We start from the raw sequence: 15,093 nt of genomic DNA, 5'->3' as shown, positions 1-15,093 counted from the left end.
ACTAAAACATAAATGTTTTGTCCGTTTTCCAATATTTAAAAACATTAACTTAACACTCAAAAACTTACTTTTCTTTCTTCAGCATATCTTTATACATCTGAAAATTAGCTTTTACCTTATCATCTAATTCCGGCTCTTTTATATCTATATGTTTCTGCATTTCTTCCCAGATAATTTTGGCAACTATATATCGAGCCATATCCTTATCGTCAGAAGGAATAATATACCAAGGCGCATTTTCAGTAGCCGTTTTATTAATCGCCTCCTGATAATATTGCATATATTCATCCCAGTGTTCCCGCTCTTTTAAATCCCCTGGCGAGAATTTCCAGTGGTGTTCCTCTTCTTCCAGTCTTCTCAACAAGCGTTGACGCTGCTCCTCCTTACTCATATGGAAGTAAAACTTCATTACAATTGTTCCGTTTTGAGTAATATGCTTTTCAAAATTATTAATTTGCTCCATTCTGTTTTCCCAAAACTGAGGCGTAATATCTTCGACTTTCTCAATGCCTGGTAAATTTTCGTTCAATATATATTCAGGATGCACGCGAGTCACTAAAACATTCTCGTAATGCGTTCTGTTAAAAACGGCAAATTTCCCTTTTTCAGGCAAAGCAAGATAATGCCTCCATAAATAATCATGTTCCAGCTCTGTCGAATTTGGCGTTTTAAAACTATAAACCTCTACTCCACGCGGATTGAATTCCTTAAAAACTTCCCTAATCAAACTATCCTTTCCAGAAGTATCCATTCCTTGTAGACAAATCAAAACGCCATAACGATTATGCGCATACATCACATCCTGCAATGCACTCAACTTCTCTTGCACCTTATCTAATTTCTCCTCCTTATCATCATCACTGGCTTTGTTATATAGGTTCGTAGGAATTTTAGACAAATCAATTTTGCCTGTCACTTTAAAATCATCGGGATCAATAGACTTCATAAGAAATATTTTATCTTTACTTTCTCAAATATAACAAAAAATCAGGATTAGTCTTGATGATTTTTTGAAGCTTTTTCCAGCTATCCGCTACAATCTATTGTACCGCCCCGAAGTATCGGGACTCGCACAATAGGATTTTCGCTGCTATCTGGGCTAGGGCTTTTCGGTTTCAACTTCAAACTATGAAAAAATTTACATTAGAATTATTCACAACGATTATCGGTATCGGTTCTGCGTCAGGGCTTTTTTTTCAAGGCAATTCTCTTTTCTTAATAGGGGACAACAGTGGCTTTTTATACGAATACAACATCACTGACACTAGCCTTAACAAATACCCACTCTTGCAAAATCCGAGCGATAACATTCCAAAAAAGGATAAACCCGACTTTGAGTCGATCACTCATTTTCAAGACACGCTTTATATCTTCGGTTCGGGATCCACCGAAAAAAGGAATGCGATGATCCAATTTGATTTAAAAACAAGAAAAAAAGCCTCTACTAATAATTTAGTTGATTTGTATGCGGTCATGCAGAGTTTTGGGAATATCAAACCACAAGATTTTAATTTAGAAGGTGCTATTTATGATGGCGAAAATTGGTATTTCTTTAACCGTGCCAATGGAAGCAATAATAAGAATGTCATTTATACTTTGCACGCTAAAAAACTAAATGAAGAATTTAGCTTAATTTCTAACGAGTACAAATTGCCCAAAATAAAAGGCGTTCGTACCAGTTTTACTGATGCTATTCTCGTTGACGATAAAATTTATTTCTTGGCTACAGCCGAAAACACTTCCTCTACTTATGATGATGGAGAAATTATGGGAAGCACCATTGGTCGCATTGATTTAGAGACCATGAAGATAGATTTTACAAAAAAAATTAGCCCAACAAATAAATTTGAAGGGCTAACCTTATTTTCAAAAACCAAGAACCAAATCCAGTTTTTAATTTGTGAGGATACAGACACAGCTGTCTTAGAAAGTAAGATTTACAAACTAAGTGTAGACCTCAAATAACGAGACATTTTTTATTTCTTAGTAGACTGAGTTGCGTCTCGGTTCTTCTGTTCTTTTAGAATATCACTTAAAAAAGGCGATGTTTGTTTCTCAATTTCACTTTCTGAAATAGCTAATACTTTTGGATCAGTAACTAATTGTAGCCATGGTCTAGGTGCACCAAAATCATAACTACCAAAAACAATCACAGGAGTCCCTTTTACTTTAACGGTTTCTGGATCGGCTAATTGCCATTCATCAGCCCAATCATATAAGTATTTAGCATCCGTCTCCTGAAGTCTCAAACAAGAATGAGACGCCGGATAACCCGGTAAGCTATATTGATGCCATCCCACACCTAATTTATTCTCTACGTTAAAATTCCAACGTAAATCCCACTCATCATCAAATGTACTTGTTGTTTCCTCTGCTTTCCAATTGGTAAAAAAGAGCCCAGTTGGTGTTTTGTGCTTTTCACTCCCCATATTAGTGGGTCCGGCATAAATCAATTGCCCTTTTTCATAAGCAGCAAATGTTTGTGTGGGATAAGAAAAAAAGATGATTTTCTTTACGTCTTTTAAGTACGAAACAGTCATTGGGAATGGAAGATAGAATTCAACATCTCCACTCATATCCCCTGGAATTATAATCGAATCCCTTTGCTTCAAGTTGGTTGCATCGGTTCGGTTAATAGCATAAGCTATTCGAAGCATTTTAGCATCTTTATCATGTGCAGCCAACCACTGTTTCGTGTTTTCTAAATGATAAGAAACACTTTTTGGTTCTACTCGTTTAATTATTGGATCGCTTTCAACAGTTTCTACCTCAGTTTGAGCTTGTTGTTTGCATGAGACAAAAAGAATCATGACACTAATATTAAAAAGAAGGGTTAATTTTTTCATAGTTATTATTTATACTACAAAACTCACCAATTTCAGCAGTTTAAGTGTTACATAATTATTTGAATAATTTATCAAATTTAAATATTTTCGTCCCCTTAGAAATTAACTTTTTATTTACTTTCTGTTCTGCCATTAAAAAAATAGAATGGCTTAACTTTGCTGATAACAAACTAAAATTTGAACACAATGATTGACTTAAAAAACAAAAATGCACTAATCACAGGTGCAGGAAAAGGAATTGGTAAAGCAATCGCTATCGCATTGGCAAAAGAAGGCGTGAATGTAATTTTAATGTCACGCACCCAATCTGATTTAGACGAGGTAGCTGATGAAGTAAATAAATTAGGTGTGAAATCATTAGCAGTTACAGTTGATGTCGCTGATATGAGTTCGGTAGATACAGCAGTAGCAGAAGCTTTAGATAAATTTAAAACCATTGACATATTAATCAATAGTGCAGGAATTGCCGCTTTTGGTAAGTTTTTAGAATTAGAACCTAAAACATGGGAGCGCATCATTCAGGTGAATTTAATGGGAACTTATTATATAACCCGCGCGGTTTTACCTAATATGATCGAAAGACAAACTGGAGACATCATAAATATTTCTTCTACTGCAGGATTGAAAGGAAATGCATTGACTAGTGCCTACAGTGCTTCTAAATTTGCCCTTTTAGGTCTAACTGAATCGTTAATGCAGGAAGTTCGCAAACACAACATTCGTGTTACGGCTTTAACCCCAAGTACAGTGGCTACCGAAATGGCTAAAGATTTAAAATTAACTGACGGAAACCCTGAAAACGTAATGCAAGCTGAGGATGTAGCTGAATTAATCGTTGCTCAGTTAAAATTAAACCGACGCGTATTTATTAAAGACGCAGGAATTTGGTCAACAAACCCATAATAACTTATACAAAGGTCAAAAAGACTTTGACTTAAATAAAAAAACCATTAAGAGATTAAGTTCATTAAGTTTTACCTTAATTTTCTTAATCTCTTAATAGTTTAAATTATAATTATTTTAAAATACTTAGGCCTCAACCGCTACAAATTCCATTCTAACGCTACCATCACTATCAATTGTAGTCAAGTTAATTTCATGCAACGTATTCACTAATTCTGGATTCCAAGGCGTTTTTACTTTTACATAGTTTTCTGTAAAACCATGAATGTAACCCTCTTTATTTTCACTTTCAAAAAGAACTGTCCTCGTGCTTCCCAACTGGCTTTCATAGAAAGAACGGCGTTTCTTAACCGATAATCCACGCATCATTTTACTTCTTTTTACCCGTACATTTTCAGGCACAACTCCACCCATTTCTGCTGCTTCCGTATTATCACGTTCAGAATACTTGAAAACATGCAAATAAGAAATATCCATTTCATTTAAGTAACGATACGTTTCTAAGAAATGTTCGTCAGTTTCTCCAGGAAAACCTACAATCACATCCACGCCAATACAAGCATGAGGCATCACTTCTCTAATCTTATTTACCCTTTCAGTGTATATTTCACGTTGGTAACGACGTTTCATCAATTTGAGAATAGCATTACTTCCAGATTGCAACGGAATATGAAAATGAGGCACAAAAGTTCTACTTTTCGAAACAAATTCTATAGTTTCATTTTTCAATAAATTAGGCTCAATTGAAGAAATTCGCAAACGCTCAATCCCCTCTACTTTGTCTAATTCCTGAACCAGTTCTAAGAACGTGTGCTCATGTTTTTTGTTTCCAAATTCCCCTTTTCCGTAATCTCCAATATTTACTCCAGTAAGAACAATTTCTTTGATATTCTGCTGCGAAATTTCATAAGCATTTTTCAAAACATTATTCAATTCGTCACTTCTGGAAATCCCTCTGGCAAGCGGAATCGTGCAATAGGTACATTTATAATCACAGCCATCCTGCACTTTCAAGAAAGCACGGGTTCTGTCACCTATCGAGTAACTGCCCACATAAAAATCAGCATCAGCTATCTCGCAAGAATGTACTTCGCCGAAATCATTTTTGGACAAATCATTGATATAATCAGTAATTTTAAATTTTTCTGTAGCTCCAAGAACCAAATCAACTCCATCAACTGCAGCTAATTCTTCCGGTTTCAACTGTGCATAACAACCCACAGCGGCTACAAAGGCTTTATTATTGAGCTTCATTGCTTTCTTGACCACTTGCTTGAACTGCTTGTCGGCATTTTCAGTAACGGAGCACGTATTGATTACGTACATATCAGCGACTTCTTCAAAGTCAACACGATCAAAACCTTCATCTTCAAAATTTCTCGCAATCGTAGAGGTTTCTGAAAAATTCAGTTTGCAACCAAGCGTATAAAAGGCAACTTTTTTTCTGTTTTCCATAGGGATAAACTACGTTTTTAGTAGTAACTTATTATATTTACATCTTTGTAAAAAGAGTTTGCAAATTTACGTACAATATTCTTTAAAATGAAATCAATAATTCACTATATATCAACGCTTTGTATTGTATTAACATTTCTTTCCTGTGGAAAAGACAGTACAGAAAATAAAGATCATCTTGTTTTTCGCTACAATGAAAGTTCTAATATTACTTCTCTTGACCCCGCTTTCTCAAAAGTTCAATCGAATATATGGGCTTGCAACCACATTTTCAATGGTTTGCTTCAACTGGATGAAAAATTAAATATCCAACCCGATATTGCCAAATCATGGACTATTTCTCCCGATGCAAAAACCTATACTTTTACATTGCGAAATGATATCTATTTCCAAAAACACATTTTATTTGGTAAAGACAGCACTAGAACTGTAACGGCCTCCGATTTTGAATACAGCTTAAACCGATTATTAGACGAGAAAGTCGCTTCTCCTGGTGGTTGGGTTCTACAAAACGTAGACAGCTTCAAAGCAAAAAACGACAGTGTTTTTGAAATCAAACTAATCAAACCTTTTCCTGCTTTCCTGGGGTTAATGACGATGAAATATGCATCAGTAGTTCCAAAAGAAGTTGTATCCCATTATGGAAGCGATTTTCGTTCACATCCAATAGGAACTGGCCCTTTCCAATTGAAATTATGGGAAGAAAACGTAAAACTGGTCTTAAGAAAAAACCCTTTATTTTACGAAAAAGACGAAGAGGGAAATGCGCTGCCTTATCTGGAAGCCGTTGCCATTACTTTTTTACCAGACAAGCAAAGTGGATTTCTACAATTCATACAAGGTAAATTAGATTTCACCTCAGGTCTTGATCCTTCCTACAAAGATGATATTCTGACACAAACAGGAGAGCTACAACCCAAATACAAAAATGAGATCAACCTAATTACTGGGCCCTATCTTAATACAGAGTACCTTGGGTTTAGAATGGACGGCGACGACAAAGCTGTATTAGACTTGCGTATTCGCCAAGCCATGAATTACGGTTTCGACCGCCAAAAAATGATTACTTATTTGCGAAATAACATGGGAACGCCAGCAGTAAACGGGATTATTCCTGCGGGTTTACCCAGTTTTAATAACGCTAAAGGATACAGCTATGATATCGAAAAAGCAAAAAAGTTAGTGAATGAATACAAGAAAGCTACTGGAGATAAAAACCCCGTAATTCAATTAAGTACTAATGCTTCTTATGTAGACATTGGAGAATTTTTACAGAGGGAGTGGCAAAAAATTGGGCTTGACGTTCAAGTAGATATTAGTCCTCCTTCTACGTTGCGCCAAGCTATTTCTACTGGAAAAGTTTCTTTTTTCAGAGCGAGTTGGATTGCTGATTATCCCGATGCCGAGAATTATTTATCCCTTTTTTACAGCAAAAATTTCTCTCCAAATGGGCCAAACTATACCCATTTTAAAAACGAGGAATTTGATCGTTTATACGAACAGGCATTCAAGGAAACTGACGACCAAAAACGTTATGTTTTATACCAAAAAATGGACAAAATTATTATTGATCAAGCACCAATAATCCCACTCTTCTATGACAAAGTAGCCAGATTCACCAGAAAAGAGGTGAGCGGCTTAGGAATTAATCCGTTGAATTTGTTGAGTTTGAAAAAAGTAAAAAAGAACATCCCTAAATCGTAATAAACAAATGAAAAAAGCTATTATATTCTTTATTTTTTTTCACGTCCTAACTGCAAATGCTCAAAATAGTATTGAATGGGACGGTATATACCAACTGCAATTATCAGATTTTCAATCACAAGCTACACAAATTGGAAGTGGAGTTACCATCAGTAGCATCCATACTGCTTCAAGCCTTGATTTTGGATTCATGATGAGTAATATAGAGTTTATGTTTACCAAAAATTTCAACTCTAAAGTAAACTGCTCTTTCCAACGGGATGCAGGATCTGTAATTGCTCCCGATGCTATTACAGCTAACAAACTACTGGATTTTGCTCGTTATGAATTTGACTTGTCTGAACTCTATGCTCGTAAATTGCGCAAAGAAATCTACGAGCAGAAAGGAACTTTTTCTGACATTAGTTTTTTAAAAGTCCTATACGACCAAATACAAAAGGAATATACCGAAGAGCATGGCATGGCAGCAAAAAATACTAATATGGGTACTGATACAACAAAACTTGCTGCGCTGCATACCGAAGTCTTAAAACAAATTGAGAGCTATCCTGATTTTTGTAAAAGTTGCAAACCACCTAAGAAAAAGAAATAAAATCTCTAATTCAAAATAAATCTACGTACTACCTCAGCAACACCATGATCATTATTTGACGCGACAATAACATTTGCTCTGCCTCTTAATTCAGGGGTTACGTTATCGACCCAAACACCAAGTCCAGCATATTCTATCATTGTCAAATCATTTCCTGCATTTCCTACAGCGATGATTTCGCTTTGGTGAATACCCAGTTTCTCTGCTAATATCTTTATGCTTGCGGCTTTGTCTATACCATTTTGTGCCACTTCGAGGAAAAAAGGCTTTGACATACTCACGCTCAAATGAGGCATGGCTAGTTTCAAGTCCTTTTCAACTTCTTTCAAATAACTTGGTTCTTCCAGTAAAATACATTTCACAGCCGATGAATTAACAGCCGCTTTAAAGTCCAACACTTTATTGTGTACTAATCCTGTAATATTTAGCTCAATGTCTATATACTCTGAATTTGTTTCACTCACTACTTTACCATCAAGATATGTAATGATGTGGGTTTTGCTTTTTAGACTATAATCATACAACTCGTGTATTTGTTCCTGGGTCAAGGTTTGTTCAAAAATTACTTTGTCCTCTTTTAAATCAGAAATTACTGCTCCGTTATAAGATATCATATAGGAATTATCCAACTTCAACTCTTTGGCATAAGCAGTCATTGCAGGAGTTGGTCTCCCTGATGCCAGAATCACATAAACACCTAGCTCCTGTGCTCTTGAAAGCATTTCTTTATTCTCTTCCGAAATTTTATGGTCATCTGTCAACAAGGTATCATCCATGTCTAAAACCAACATTTTGTATTTCATATATTCTTTATAATTTATAATTCGAATCTAGTTTTAAAAAGAAAACCCTGATGCAAAGAAAAGCATCAAGGGTTCTATATTTAAAGCAACAGACAAGTATTAAATACTAAGTCTAAATTCTTCAATCACAGGGCTCACTTTGCCATACTCAGTTTCCTGAACAAAAAGCTCAACAGCCGATCCTGAGCTTCCAAAACCTGCCAATCTTGCTGACTGGATATTGTCTTTCTTCACTACATCTACGCCAATTGCTTCAATTTTTTCTTTTAAAGCCAATGCTAATATTTCGCTTCCTGAAAACACTTTCATTAATCCCATGGTAATTTATTTTATGTTATTTTGTATCCTCTTCTTCTTCCTCATCCTCTTCTTCGCCTTCTTCAATTTCAAATAGATAAGGCTCTACCATCATTTTATCAGCAAGACTTTCTATTCGCTCTGAAAGTCGGTCTGCAAAGATAATCCGTTGTGTTTTATTGATACTATTAGACATACGCATCAGTTTAGTTTCATGACGTAATTTCAATATAGGATCTGCGTCATCAATAATAAACATTTTCAATCTGTTCACATTAAAACCTGCAGTCGTAAACATTTCATTCAACTTAATTGGCGTCCCAATTAATACATCAACACCACCAGAAATATAATTTTTATCATATTCCATATCACCTCTATCGTGAACTCCGTAAACCACCAAATCAGTATACCTTTCAAATTTTTCAAAGATAGCTTCCATTTCTAAGACCTTTGCTTTATCTTCAACGATAATCAAAGCACGAGGCGATTGCTCCCCCTCACAAACTAACTGTTGGATCACATTGATCACAATAGTAGTCGATTTTCCGCTTCCTTTTGGTGCGATAATTATACAATCTGCTCCACTTTTCAAAGTAGAAAAAGTTTCTTTTTGCAAAGTATTGGCTTCGGTTAAACCGTTATCAACTAATCCTTCTCGTAACTTTTCGTTTATTTTCTTTAATTTCATTTGGTATGATTGAAAGAGTAAAAAACATCAAAATTGAATCCCAATCTCTGTTTTTTAATCATTAAATTATTTTTATTTACTGGCAAACAGCTTCACATCATTTTCAGAAATCTCACTTCCTCCAAGGATGATCAAACGTTCCACGACATTACGCAATTCCCGAATATTTCCGGTCCAGTCGTATTCCTGAAGTAACTTCACAGCATCTCCGGAAAACTTCTTCACTGCATTTCCTTGCTCAGAAGCAATTTTATCTGCAAAATGAGAAATCAACATCGGAATATCTTCGCGTCTTTCATTCAATGAAGGCACTTTGATTAAGATTACAGCCAGTCTATGGTATAAATCCTCACGGAAACGGCCTTCGGCAATCTCTATTTTCAAATCTTTATTGGTAGCCGCCATTACACGAACATCCACTTTAATATCTTTATCTGCTCCTACTCTTGTAATTACACTTTCTTGTAATGCTCGTAAAACTTTGGCTTGAGCCGAAAGACTCATATCACCAATTTCATCCAAGAAAATAGTTCCTTTATCGGCAGCTTCAAATTTCCCCGCTCGATCTTTTACTGCTGATGTAAACGCTCCTTTTACGTGTCCAAACAATTCACTTTCTATCAATTCAGAAGGAATCGCAGCACAATTTACTTCGATTAAAGGAAAATTAGCACGTTCACTTTTTTCATGCAACTGATGCGCCACTAATTCCTTACCAGTTCCATTTGGTCCCGTTATAAGTACACGCGCATCTGTTTGGGCTACTTTATCAATCATCACTTTTATGTGACCTATTGCTTCACTTTCGCCAATCATTTCGTAGTTCTTGCTGACTTTCTTTCTTAAAATCTTATTCTCAGCTACAAGTTGTTTTTTATCTAATGCGTTTCTAACCGTATTTAATAGTCGGTTTAAATCTGGTGGTTTTGAGATATAATCAAAGGCACCTAATCGCATTGTATTTATAGCCGTTTCCATATCACCATGACCAGAGATCATAACAATTGGAATTTCTGGTTTAATTTTTTTAACTGCTTCAAGCAATTCAACACCATCCATTTTTGGCATCTTTATATCGCACAAAACTAGATCGTAGTCGTTATTTTTTATTTTTTCATATCCAGCCACACCATCTTCTGCATCTTCAACCTGATAGGTATCGTTCTCTTCAGAAAGTATTTTACTAAGTACTCTTCGGATCGCGGCTTCGTCTTCTATGATTAATATTTTACTCATATCTATTTTTATTATTAGTATTTGGCTTCCTGCAATTCTTCCAACTAAACGAAGTAACAAGCAACCAAGTAAACTTTAATATTTAAGCCATTTGTACAATTCCTTCCATGTCGGTTTCTTTCCATACATCAGGATTCCCACACGATATATTTTTGCTGCAAACCATACCACTGAAAAGAAGGTCGCAAATAATAGGCTTACAGAAATGACAATTTGCCACAAAGGTACGCCAAACGGAATTCGCATTAGCATAACAATAGGCGATGTAAGCGGAATCATAGAAAAAACAATTGCTAAAGTACCGTGCGGATCATTCATTACACTAAAAAAACCAACATAAACACTAAGCATTAGAGGCATTATTATAGGCAAAAGGAATTGTTGAGAATCGGTCTGATTGTCAACAGCAGCACCAATTGCAGCATAAAAAGAACTATATAAAAAGTACCCGCCTATGAAATAAACTACAAAACCGATCAATATACTAGCTATTGGCAAACTCCACAACTCCTTGATATACATTTGTGCGGTACCAGACAATTGATGCTGTGCCTGATCCATTAATTCTGGGGAAACTCTTGCTGTTGGCCCCACATTAACGCCAAAAAATACAGAAGCGGCAAACATAAGTGAAAGCCCTATTACAGCCCATATAACAAACTGCAGAATCCCGGCCAATGAGGTTCCGATAATTTTACCAATCATCAGCTGAAACGGTTTCACCGAGGAGATGATTATTTCAATAATACGATTTGTTTTTTCTTCTATCACACTTCGCATCACCATATTACCATAAATGATAATAAACATCATAATCAGGTAACCAAATCCACCACCAATAGCAATTTTTATTTCATTAAGGCCTTTTATACTTTGCTCTCCTGAGGCTTTCGCCAAGCTTATATTGACCTTTGACTGGGCATTTTTAATCGCTAAAGTATCTAAATTTGCTTTTTCCAGATTCGTTTTAGTGATTTTGTTAGCAACGATATCCTGAACCTTTTCAATAAACGAAATACTAGGGCTACTGTTAGATATAAATTTTATTCTATTTTCTAAATCGGTAACATTAGCGGTATTCGGAATCAACAACAAACCCTCATAATTTAGATTAGTGATACTATCCTTCAGGAATTTCGCATCAATTAAAGATAAATCAAGGTATCTGTATTCACTTTTTGGATTGTTTTGTTTTAAAAACTCTTTGACAAACAAACCTGATTCATCATGAATTGCAATTCGCTTCGTTTCTGCTTTCATCGAACTTAAATATCCCACAAATGCGGCAATACCCACAAATAGCAACGGACTTAAAAAGGTCATAACAATAAAAGATTTATTACGCACTTTGGCAACAAACTCTCTTTTTATGATTAATGAAATAATACTCATTTAGATTTATGATTTATGATTAACGATTTTAGATTTCAGAAATCTAAAACTATAACATTAAAAATTATTTACTTTTCGCTTACCGTTTGAATAAAGATATCATTGACACTTGGAATTTTTTCGACAAAATGAGTCACTTGCCCCCTTTGCGTCAAAACCTGTAGCAATTCATTTGGCTTGGCATTCCCCAATTGGATTTCAAGTTTCAATTCTTTGCCCAATGATTTAAAATTCGCTGGAGCTACAGTAAATTTTTGAGTGATATCATACATCAGACCTTCGACATTATCAGATACAATACCCACCTCAAAACTATTAGTTTTGAATTGTCTTTTCACATCGTCTAACTTTCCTTCAATCAGTTTATTTGATTTGTGGATTAGTGCTATATGGTCACACAGTTCTTCCACACTTTCCATACGATGTGTAGAAAATATAATCGTAGCACCCTCTTCTCGCAATGCTAGAATTTCATCTTTAATCACATTAGCATTAACAGGATCAAAACCAGAAAAAGGTTCGTCAAAAATCAACAATTTAGGTTTGTGCAACACACAAACGACAAATTGAATTTTTTGAGCCATTCCTTTAGAAAGCTCTTGAATTTTTTTATTCCACCAACCTTGAATTCCTAATCTATCAAACCAATATTCTAATTGCTTTTTGGCTTCTGCTTTTGACAGTCCTTTCATTTGAGCCAAATACAAACATTGCTCCCCTACTTTCATACTAGTATACAGCCCTCTTTCCTCCGGAAGATAGCCTATATATTGTACGTGTTTGGGCTGCAGTTTTTCACCATCAAGGATGATCTCACCACTATCAGGCAACGTAATTTGATTTATGATTCGGATTAAGGATGTTTTTCCTGCACCATTTGGACCTAAGAGTCCATAAATACTGCCTTTAGGAACTGATAATGAAACTTCGTTAAGCGCCACGTAATCGCCATATTGTTTTACGACTTTATTGACTTCAAGTAGAGTACTCATGCTGAAATTTGAATTTGTGTAAAAGTAAATAATTAGTATCGAAATAGATATAATTGTTACATAAAAAAACCCACCCTTATTTTCACAAAGATGGGAAACTTATATTTAATTTTTAACCTTTATAAAAATTAAGAGAACATATCTTTTACTTTCTCGAAAAATGATTTATCTGATTTTTCAGGATTTGGAATAAAATGTTCATCACTAATATTATTTTCAAAAAATAACTTTTGCTCTTTACTTATCGTTTTAGGAGTCCATACATTTACATGCACTAATAAATCTCCACTTGCGTAGCCATTTATATTTGGAATACCTTTTCCTTTAAGTCTAAGAATCTTACCAGATTGAATTCCTTCTTCTAGTTTGATTCTAACTTTTCCATTTATAGCTTCAATATCTTTGGAAACTCCAAGAACCGCTTCTGGAAAACTGATGTATAAATCATAATGCAAGTTCTCTCCTTCACGCTTCAAAAATTCATGCTCTAATTCTTCGATAGCTACAATCAAATCACCTGGAACACTGTTTCCTGGAGCATCGTTTCCTTTATTAGAAACTTTCAACTGCATTCCATCAACTACACCCGCAGGAATTTTAATAGAAACTGTTTCATCTTCAACAATCATCCCTTGAGAATCTGCCTCTGAAGGTTTTTTATCTAGAATCTGACCTGATCCACCACAGGTAGGACAGGTAGATGCTGATTGCATTCTTCCTAGGATTGTATTAGTAACACGCATTACTTGTCCTTGTCCATTACAGGTAGAACATGTTTTATAAGACACACCTGGCGCCTGAACTTTACGTTTTACTTTTACTTTTTTCTCAACACCATTTGCAATTTCTTCTAATGTCAATTTTACTTTGATTCGTAAATTGCTTCCTTTAGTTCTGCGTTGGCCTCCGCCGCCGCCGCCAAATCCGCCACCACCACCAAAGGCGCTACCGAAAATATCACCAAATTGACTGAAGATATCATCCATATTCATTCCAGCATGACCTCCGCCTCCGCCAAAACCTCCTGAACCATCAAAAGCTTGATGACCATATTGATCGTATTTTGCTTTTTTGTTCGGATCGCTTAAAACTTCATACGCTTCAGCAGCTACTTTGAACTTTTCTTCTGCCGATTTGTCTCCAGGGTTTTTGTCAGGATGATGCTCTAATGCTTTTTTTCTGTAAGCTTTCTTTATCGCTGCTGCATCAGCACCTTTTGAAATGCCTAATATCTCGTAAAAATCTTTTTTCATTTTTATTTTTTCTTGTGAAAGTATTGACGCAAATAATTGCGTTTACACTTGTCTACATTATTGTCCTATAACAACTTTAGGAAATCGAATAATTTTATCCCCTAATTTATATCCTTTTTCAAGTACATCTACAATTTTCCCTTTCATCTTAGGAGCAGGAATTTGTGTTATTGCTTCAGCAAAATCAGCATCAAATGCATCTCCAGCTTTAACTTCTACTTGTTCTAATCCTTTTGAAACTAGAGTGCTTTTCAATTTTTCATGAATAAGTTCTACCCCTTTCATAAGTAATTGGTCATCTGATTTACCTATTTCGACCATCGCTCTGTCAAAATCATCTAAAACAGGCAACATAGCTAAAATAACTTCTTGATTTGCTGTCTTATACAAGTCAATACGTTCTTTTGAAGTTCGTCTTTTATAATTTTCAAATTCTGCAAATAATCGTAAATATTTATCTTTTTCTTTCGCTAAGTCTTGCGTCAATTGCTCTTCAACACTTAACTCATCAGCAACAATTTGCTCTTCAGCCGCATTGTTATCTAATGTTACATCATCCATCTCTTTATCGATTTCTGTATTTTCAGTAGTCATATTACCCGTATTTTTAAAAATATTCTTAAACTTCATTTTTTACACTTTTCTTTGAATTGCAAAAGTACTGCCAATTCTCACTAAATGTCAAATTGTCATTCTTTTTTTTAATAGCAACTATTTATAATGGAGAACACTATAGCTTATCTTTTTAATATTAATTTAAATTTTAATAAAATTTTAAGACTATTACACTTTAGTTTCTATAAGTTTGTTGCTGGATCTAATCTGGATTAAATTTTTAATCTGTTAAAAACAAATTTTAGGTTGGTTTCTAAATATTATTAATTCGTGATTACCTTATATTAAAAAAAGCTTCGTCTTTAGACAAAGCT

General features: G+C 35.0%; 15 protein-coding genes. 4 read left to right on the top strand and 11 right to left on the bottom strand.

Annotated features, from left to right (window positions below; genetic code table 11):
* Positions 1-64: 64 nt before the first annotated feature.
* On the bottom strand, positions 65-946 hold the full coding sequence (locus QO182_RS13775) for a PPK2 family polyphosphate kinase (RefSeq protein WP_371562216.1): 882 nt from the start codon (positions 944-946) through the stop codon (positions 65-67).
* A gap of 182 nt (positions 947-1,128) precedes the next feature.
* On the opposite strand from QO182_RS13775, the gene QO182_RS13770 reads away from it, so the two are divergent.
* Positions 1,129-1,965, top strand: a complete 837-nt coding sequence (locus tag QO182_RS13770) for a hypothetical protein (RefSeq protein WP_371562214.1) — start codon at positions 1,129-1,131, stop codon at positions 1,963-1,965.
* An 11-nt stretch (positions 1,966-1,976) separates the two neighbouring features.
* On the opposite strand, the gene QO182_RS13765 is transcribed toward QO182_RS13770, so the two are convergent.
* Positions 1,977-2,846, bottom strand: coding sequence for a L,D-transpeptidase (locus QO182_RS13765; RefSeq protein WP_371562212.1), 870 nt, complete (start codon positions 2,844-2,846; stop codon positions 1,977-1,979).
* A 186-nt stretch (positions 2,847-3,032) separates the two neighbouring features.
* Between QO182_RS13765 and QO182_RS13760 the strand changes: the two genes are divergently transcribed.
* A complete protein-coding gene (locus tag QO182_RS13760; RefSeq protein ID WP_371538858.1) occupies positions 3,033-3,749 on the top strand; it encodes a 3-ketoacyl-ACP reductase in 717 nt (238 codons plus the stop codon).
* Positions 3,750-3,875: 126 nt separating this feature from the next.
* Here QO182_RS13760 and mtaB read toward each other — a convergent pair whose 3' ends face one another.
* Positions 3,876-5,204, bottom strand: coding sequence for a tRNA (N(6)-L-threonylcarbamoyladenosine(37)-C(2))-methylthiotransferase MtaB (gene mtaB, locus QO182_RS13755; protein WP_371562210.1), 1,329 nt, complete (start codon positions 5,202-5,204; stop codon positions 3,876-3,878).
* Between the two features lie 87 nt (positions 5,205-5,291).
* On the opposite strand from mtaB, the gene QO182_RS13750 reads away from it, so the two are divergent.
* Positions 5,292-6,908, top strand: coding sequence for an ABC transporter substrate-binding protein (locus QO182_RS13750; RefSeq protein WP_371562208.1), 1,617 nt, complete (start codon positions 5,292-5,294; stop codon positions 6,906-6,908).
* A gap of 7 nt (positions 6,909-6,915) precedes the next feature.
* Positions 6,916-7,500, top strand: a complete 585-nt coding sequence (locus tag QO182_RS13745; RefSeq protein WP_371538849.1) for a hypothetical protein — start codon at positions 6,916-6,918, stop codon at positions 7,498-7,500.
* A gap of 5 nt (positions 7,501-7,505) precedes the next feature.
* Here QO182_RS13745 and QO182_RS13740 read toward each other — a convergent pair whose 3' ends face one another.
* The 8 genes from QO182_RS13740 to QO182_RS13705 all read right to left on the bottom strand — a co-directional run bounded on the left by QO182_RS13740 (position 7,506) and on the right by QO182_RS13705 (position 14,794).
* Positions 7,506-8,303 (bottom strand): Cof-type HAD-IIB family hydrolase, encoded by a 798-nt coding sequence (locus QO182_RS13740; RefSeq protein ID WP_371538847.1) that lies wholly within the window; start codon positions 8,301-8,303, stop codon positions 7,506-7,508.
* 99 nt (positions 8,304-8,402) lie between these two features.
* Positions 8,403-8,621 (bottom strand): DUF2007 domain-containing protein, encoded by a 219-nt coding sequence (locus tag QO182_RS13735; RefSeq protein WP_091431049.1) that lies wholly within the window; start codon positions 8,619-8,621, stop codon positions 8,403-8,405.
* Between the two features lie 16 nt (positions 8,622-8,637).
* The gene (locus tag QO182_RS13730; protein WP_371538843.1) at positions 8,638-9,291 is read right to left on the bottom strand and encodes a DEAD/DEAH box helicase; all 654 of its coding nucleotides are present in this window, start codon (positions 9,289-9,291) and stop codon (positions 8,638-8,640) included.
* Between the two features lie 72 nt (positions 9,292-9,363).
* Positions 9,364-10,527, bottom strand: coding sequence for a sigma-54-dependent transcriptional regulator (locus tag QO182_RS13725; protein WP_371562206.1), 1,164 nt, complete (start codon positions 10,525-10,527; stop codon positions 9,364-9,366).
* Between the two features lie 75 nt (positions 10,528-10,602).
* Positions 10,603-11,919, bottom strand: coding sequence for an ABC transporter permease (locus tag QO182_RS13720; RefSeq protein ID WP_371538838.1), 1,317 nt, complete (start codon positions 11,917-11,919; stop codon positions 10,603-10,605).
* 68 nt (positions 11,920-11,987) lie between these two features.
* A complete protein-coding gene (locus QO182_RS13715; RefSeq protein WP_371538836.1) occupies positions 11,988-12,911 on the bottom strand; it encodes an ABC transporter ATP-binding protein in 924 nt (307 codons plus the stop codon).
* 128 nt (positions 12,912-13,039) lie between these two features.
* Positions 13,040-14,164 (bottom strand): molecular chaperone DnaJ, encoded by a 1,125-nt coding sequence (gene dnaJ / locus QO182_RS13710; RefSeq protein WP_371538834.1) that lies wholly within the window; start codon positions 14,162-14,164, stop codon positions 13,040-13,042.
* Positions 14,165-14,221: 57 nt separating this feature from the next.
* Positions 14,222-14,794, bottom strand: a complete 573-nt coding sequence (locus QO182_RS13705; RefSeq protein ID WP_371562204.1) for a nucleotide exchange factor GrpE — start codon at positions 14,792-14,794, stop codon at positions 14,222-14,224.
* Positions 14,795-15,093: the final 299 nt, after the last annotated feature.

The sequence above is a fragment of the Flavobacterium sp. Arc2 genome (assembly GCF_041431385.1).
Lineage (GTDB): Bacteria > Bacteroidota > Bacteroidia > Flavobacteriales > Flavobacteriaceae > Flavobacterium.
Note: the sequence above shows the minus strand (reverse complement) of the source record. Positions and strands in the feature narration are given on the sequence as shown.

Excerpts from the sequence above, each read along its gene's own strand:
- QO182_RS13775 (WP_371562216.1), bottom strand. The coding sequence starts at position 946 with ATGAAGTCTATTGATCCCGATGATTTTAAAGTGACAGGCAAAATTGAT.
- QO182_RS13770 (WP_371562214.1), top strand. The coding sequence starts at position 1,129 with ATGAAAAAATTTACATTAGAATTATTCACAACGATTATCGGTATCGGT.
- QO182_RS13765 (WP_371562212.1), bottom strand. The coding sequence starts at position 2,846 with ATGAAAAAATTAACCCTTCTTTTTAATATTAGTGTCATGATTCTTTTT.
- QO182_RS13760 (WP_371538858.1), top strand. The coding sequence starts at position 3,033 with ATGATTGACTTAAAAAACAAAAATGCACTAATCACAGGTGCAGGAAAA.
- mtaB (WP_371562210.1), bottom strand. The coding sequence starts at position 5,204 with ATGGAAAACAGAAAAAAAGTTGCCTTTTATACGCTTGGTTGCAAACTG.
- QO182_RS13750 (WP_371562208.1), top strand. The coding sequence starts at position 5,292 with ATGAAATCAATAATTCACTATATATCAACGCTTTGTATTGTATTAACA.
- QO182_RS13745 (WP_371538849.1), top strand. The coding sequence starts at position 6,916 with ATGAAAAAAGCTATTATATTCTTTATTTTTTTTCACGTCCTAACTGCA.
- QO182_RS13740 (WP_371538847.1), bottom strand. The coding sequence starts at position 8,303 with ATGAAATACAAAATGTTGGTTTTAGACATGGATGATACCTTGTTGACA.
- QO182_RS13735 (WP_091431049.1), bottom strand. The coding sequence starts at position 8,621 with ATGGGATTAATGAAAGTGTTTTCAGGAAGCGAAATATTAGCATTGGCT.
- QO182_RS13730 (WP_371538843.1), bottom strand. The coding sequence starts at position 9,291 with ATGAAATTAAAGAAAATAAACGAAAAGTTACGAGAAGGATTAGTTGAT.
- QO182_RS13725 (WP_371562206.1), bottom strand. The coding sequence starts at position 10,527 with ATGAGTAAAATATTAATCATAGAAGACGAAGCCGCGATCCGAAGAGTA.
- QO182_RS13720 (WP_371538838.1), bottom strand. The coding sequence starts at position 11,919 with ATGAGTATTATTTCATTAATCATAAAAAGAGAGTTTGTTGCCAAAGTG.
- QO182_RS13715 (WP_371538836.1), bottom strand. The coding sequence starts at position 12,911 with ATGAGTACTCTACTTGAAGTCAATAAAGTCGTAAAACAATATGGCGAT.
- dnaJ (WP_371538834.1), bottom strand. The coding sequence starts at position 14,164 with ATGAAAAAAGATTTTTACGAGATATTAGGCATTTCAAAAGGTGCTGAT.
- QO182_RS13705 (WP_371562204.1), bottom strand. The coding sequence starts at position 14,794 with ATGAAGTTTAAGAATATTTTTAAAAATACGGGTAATATGACTACTGAA.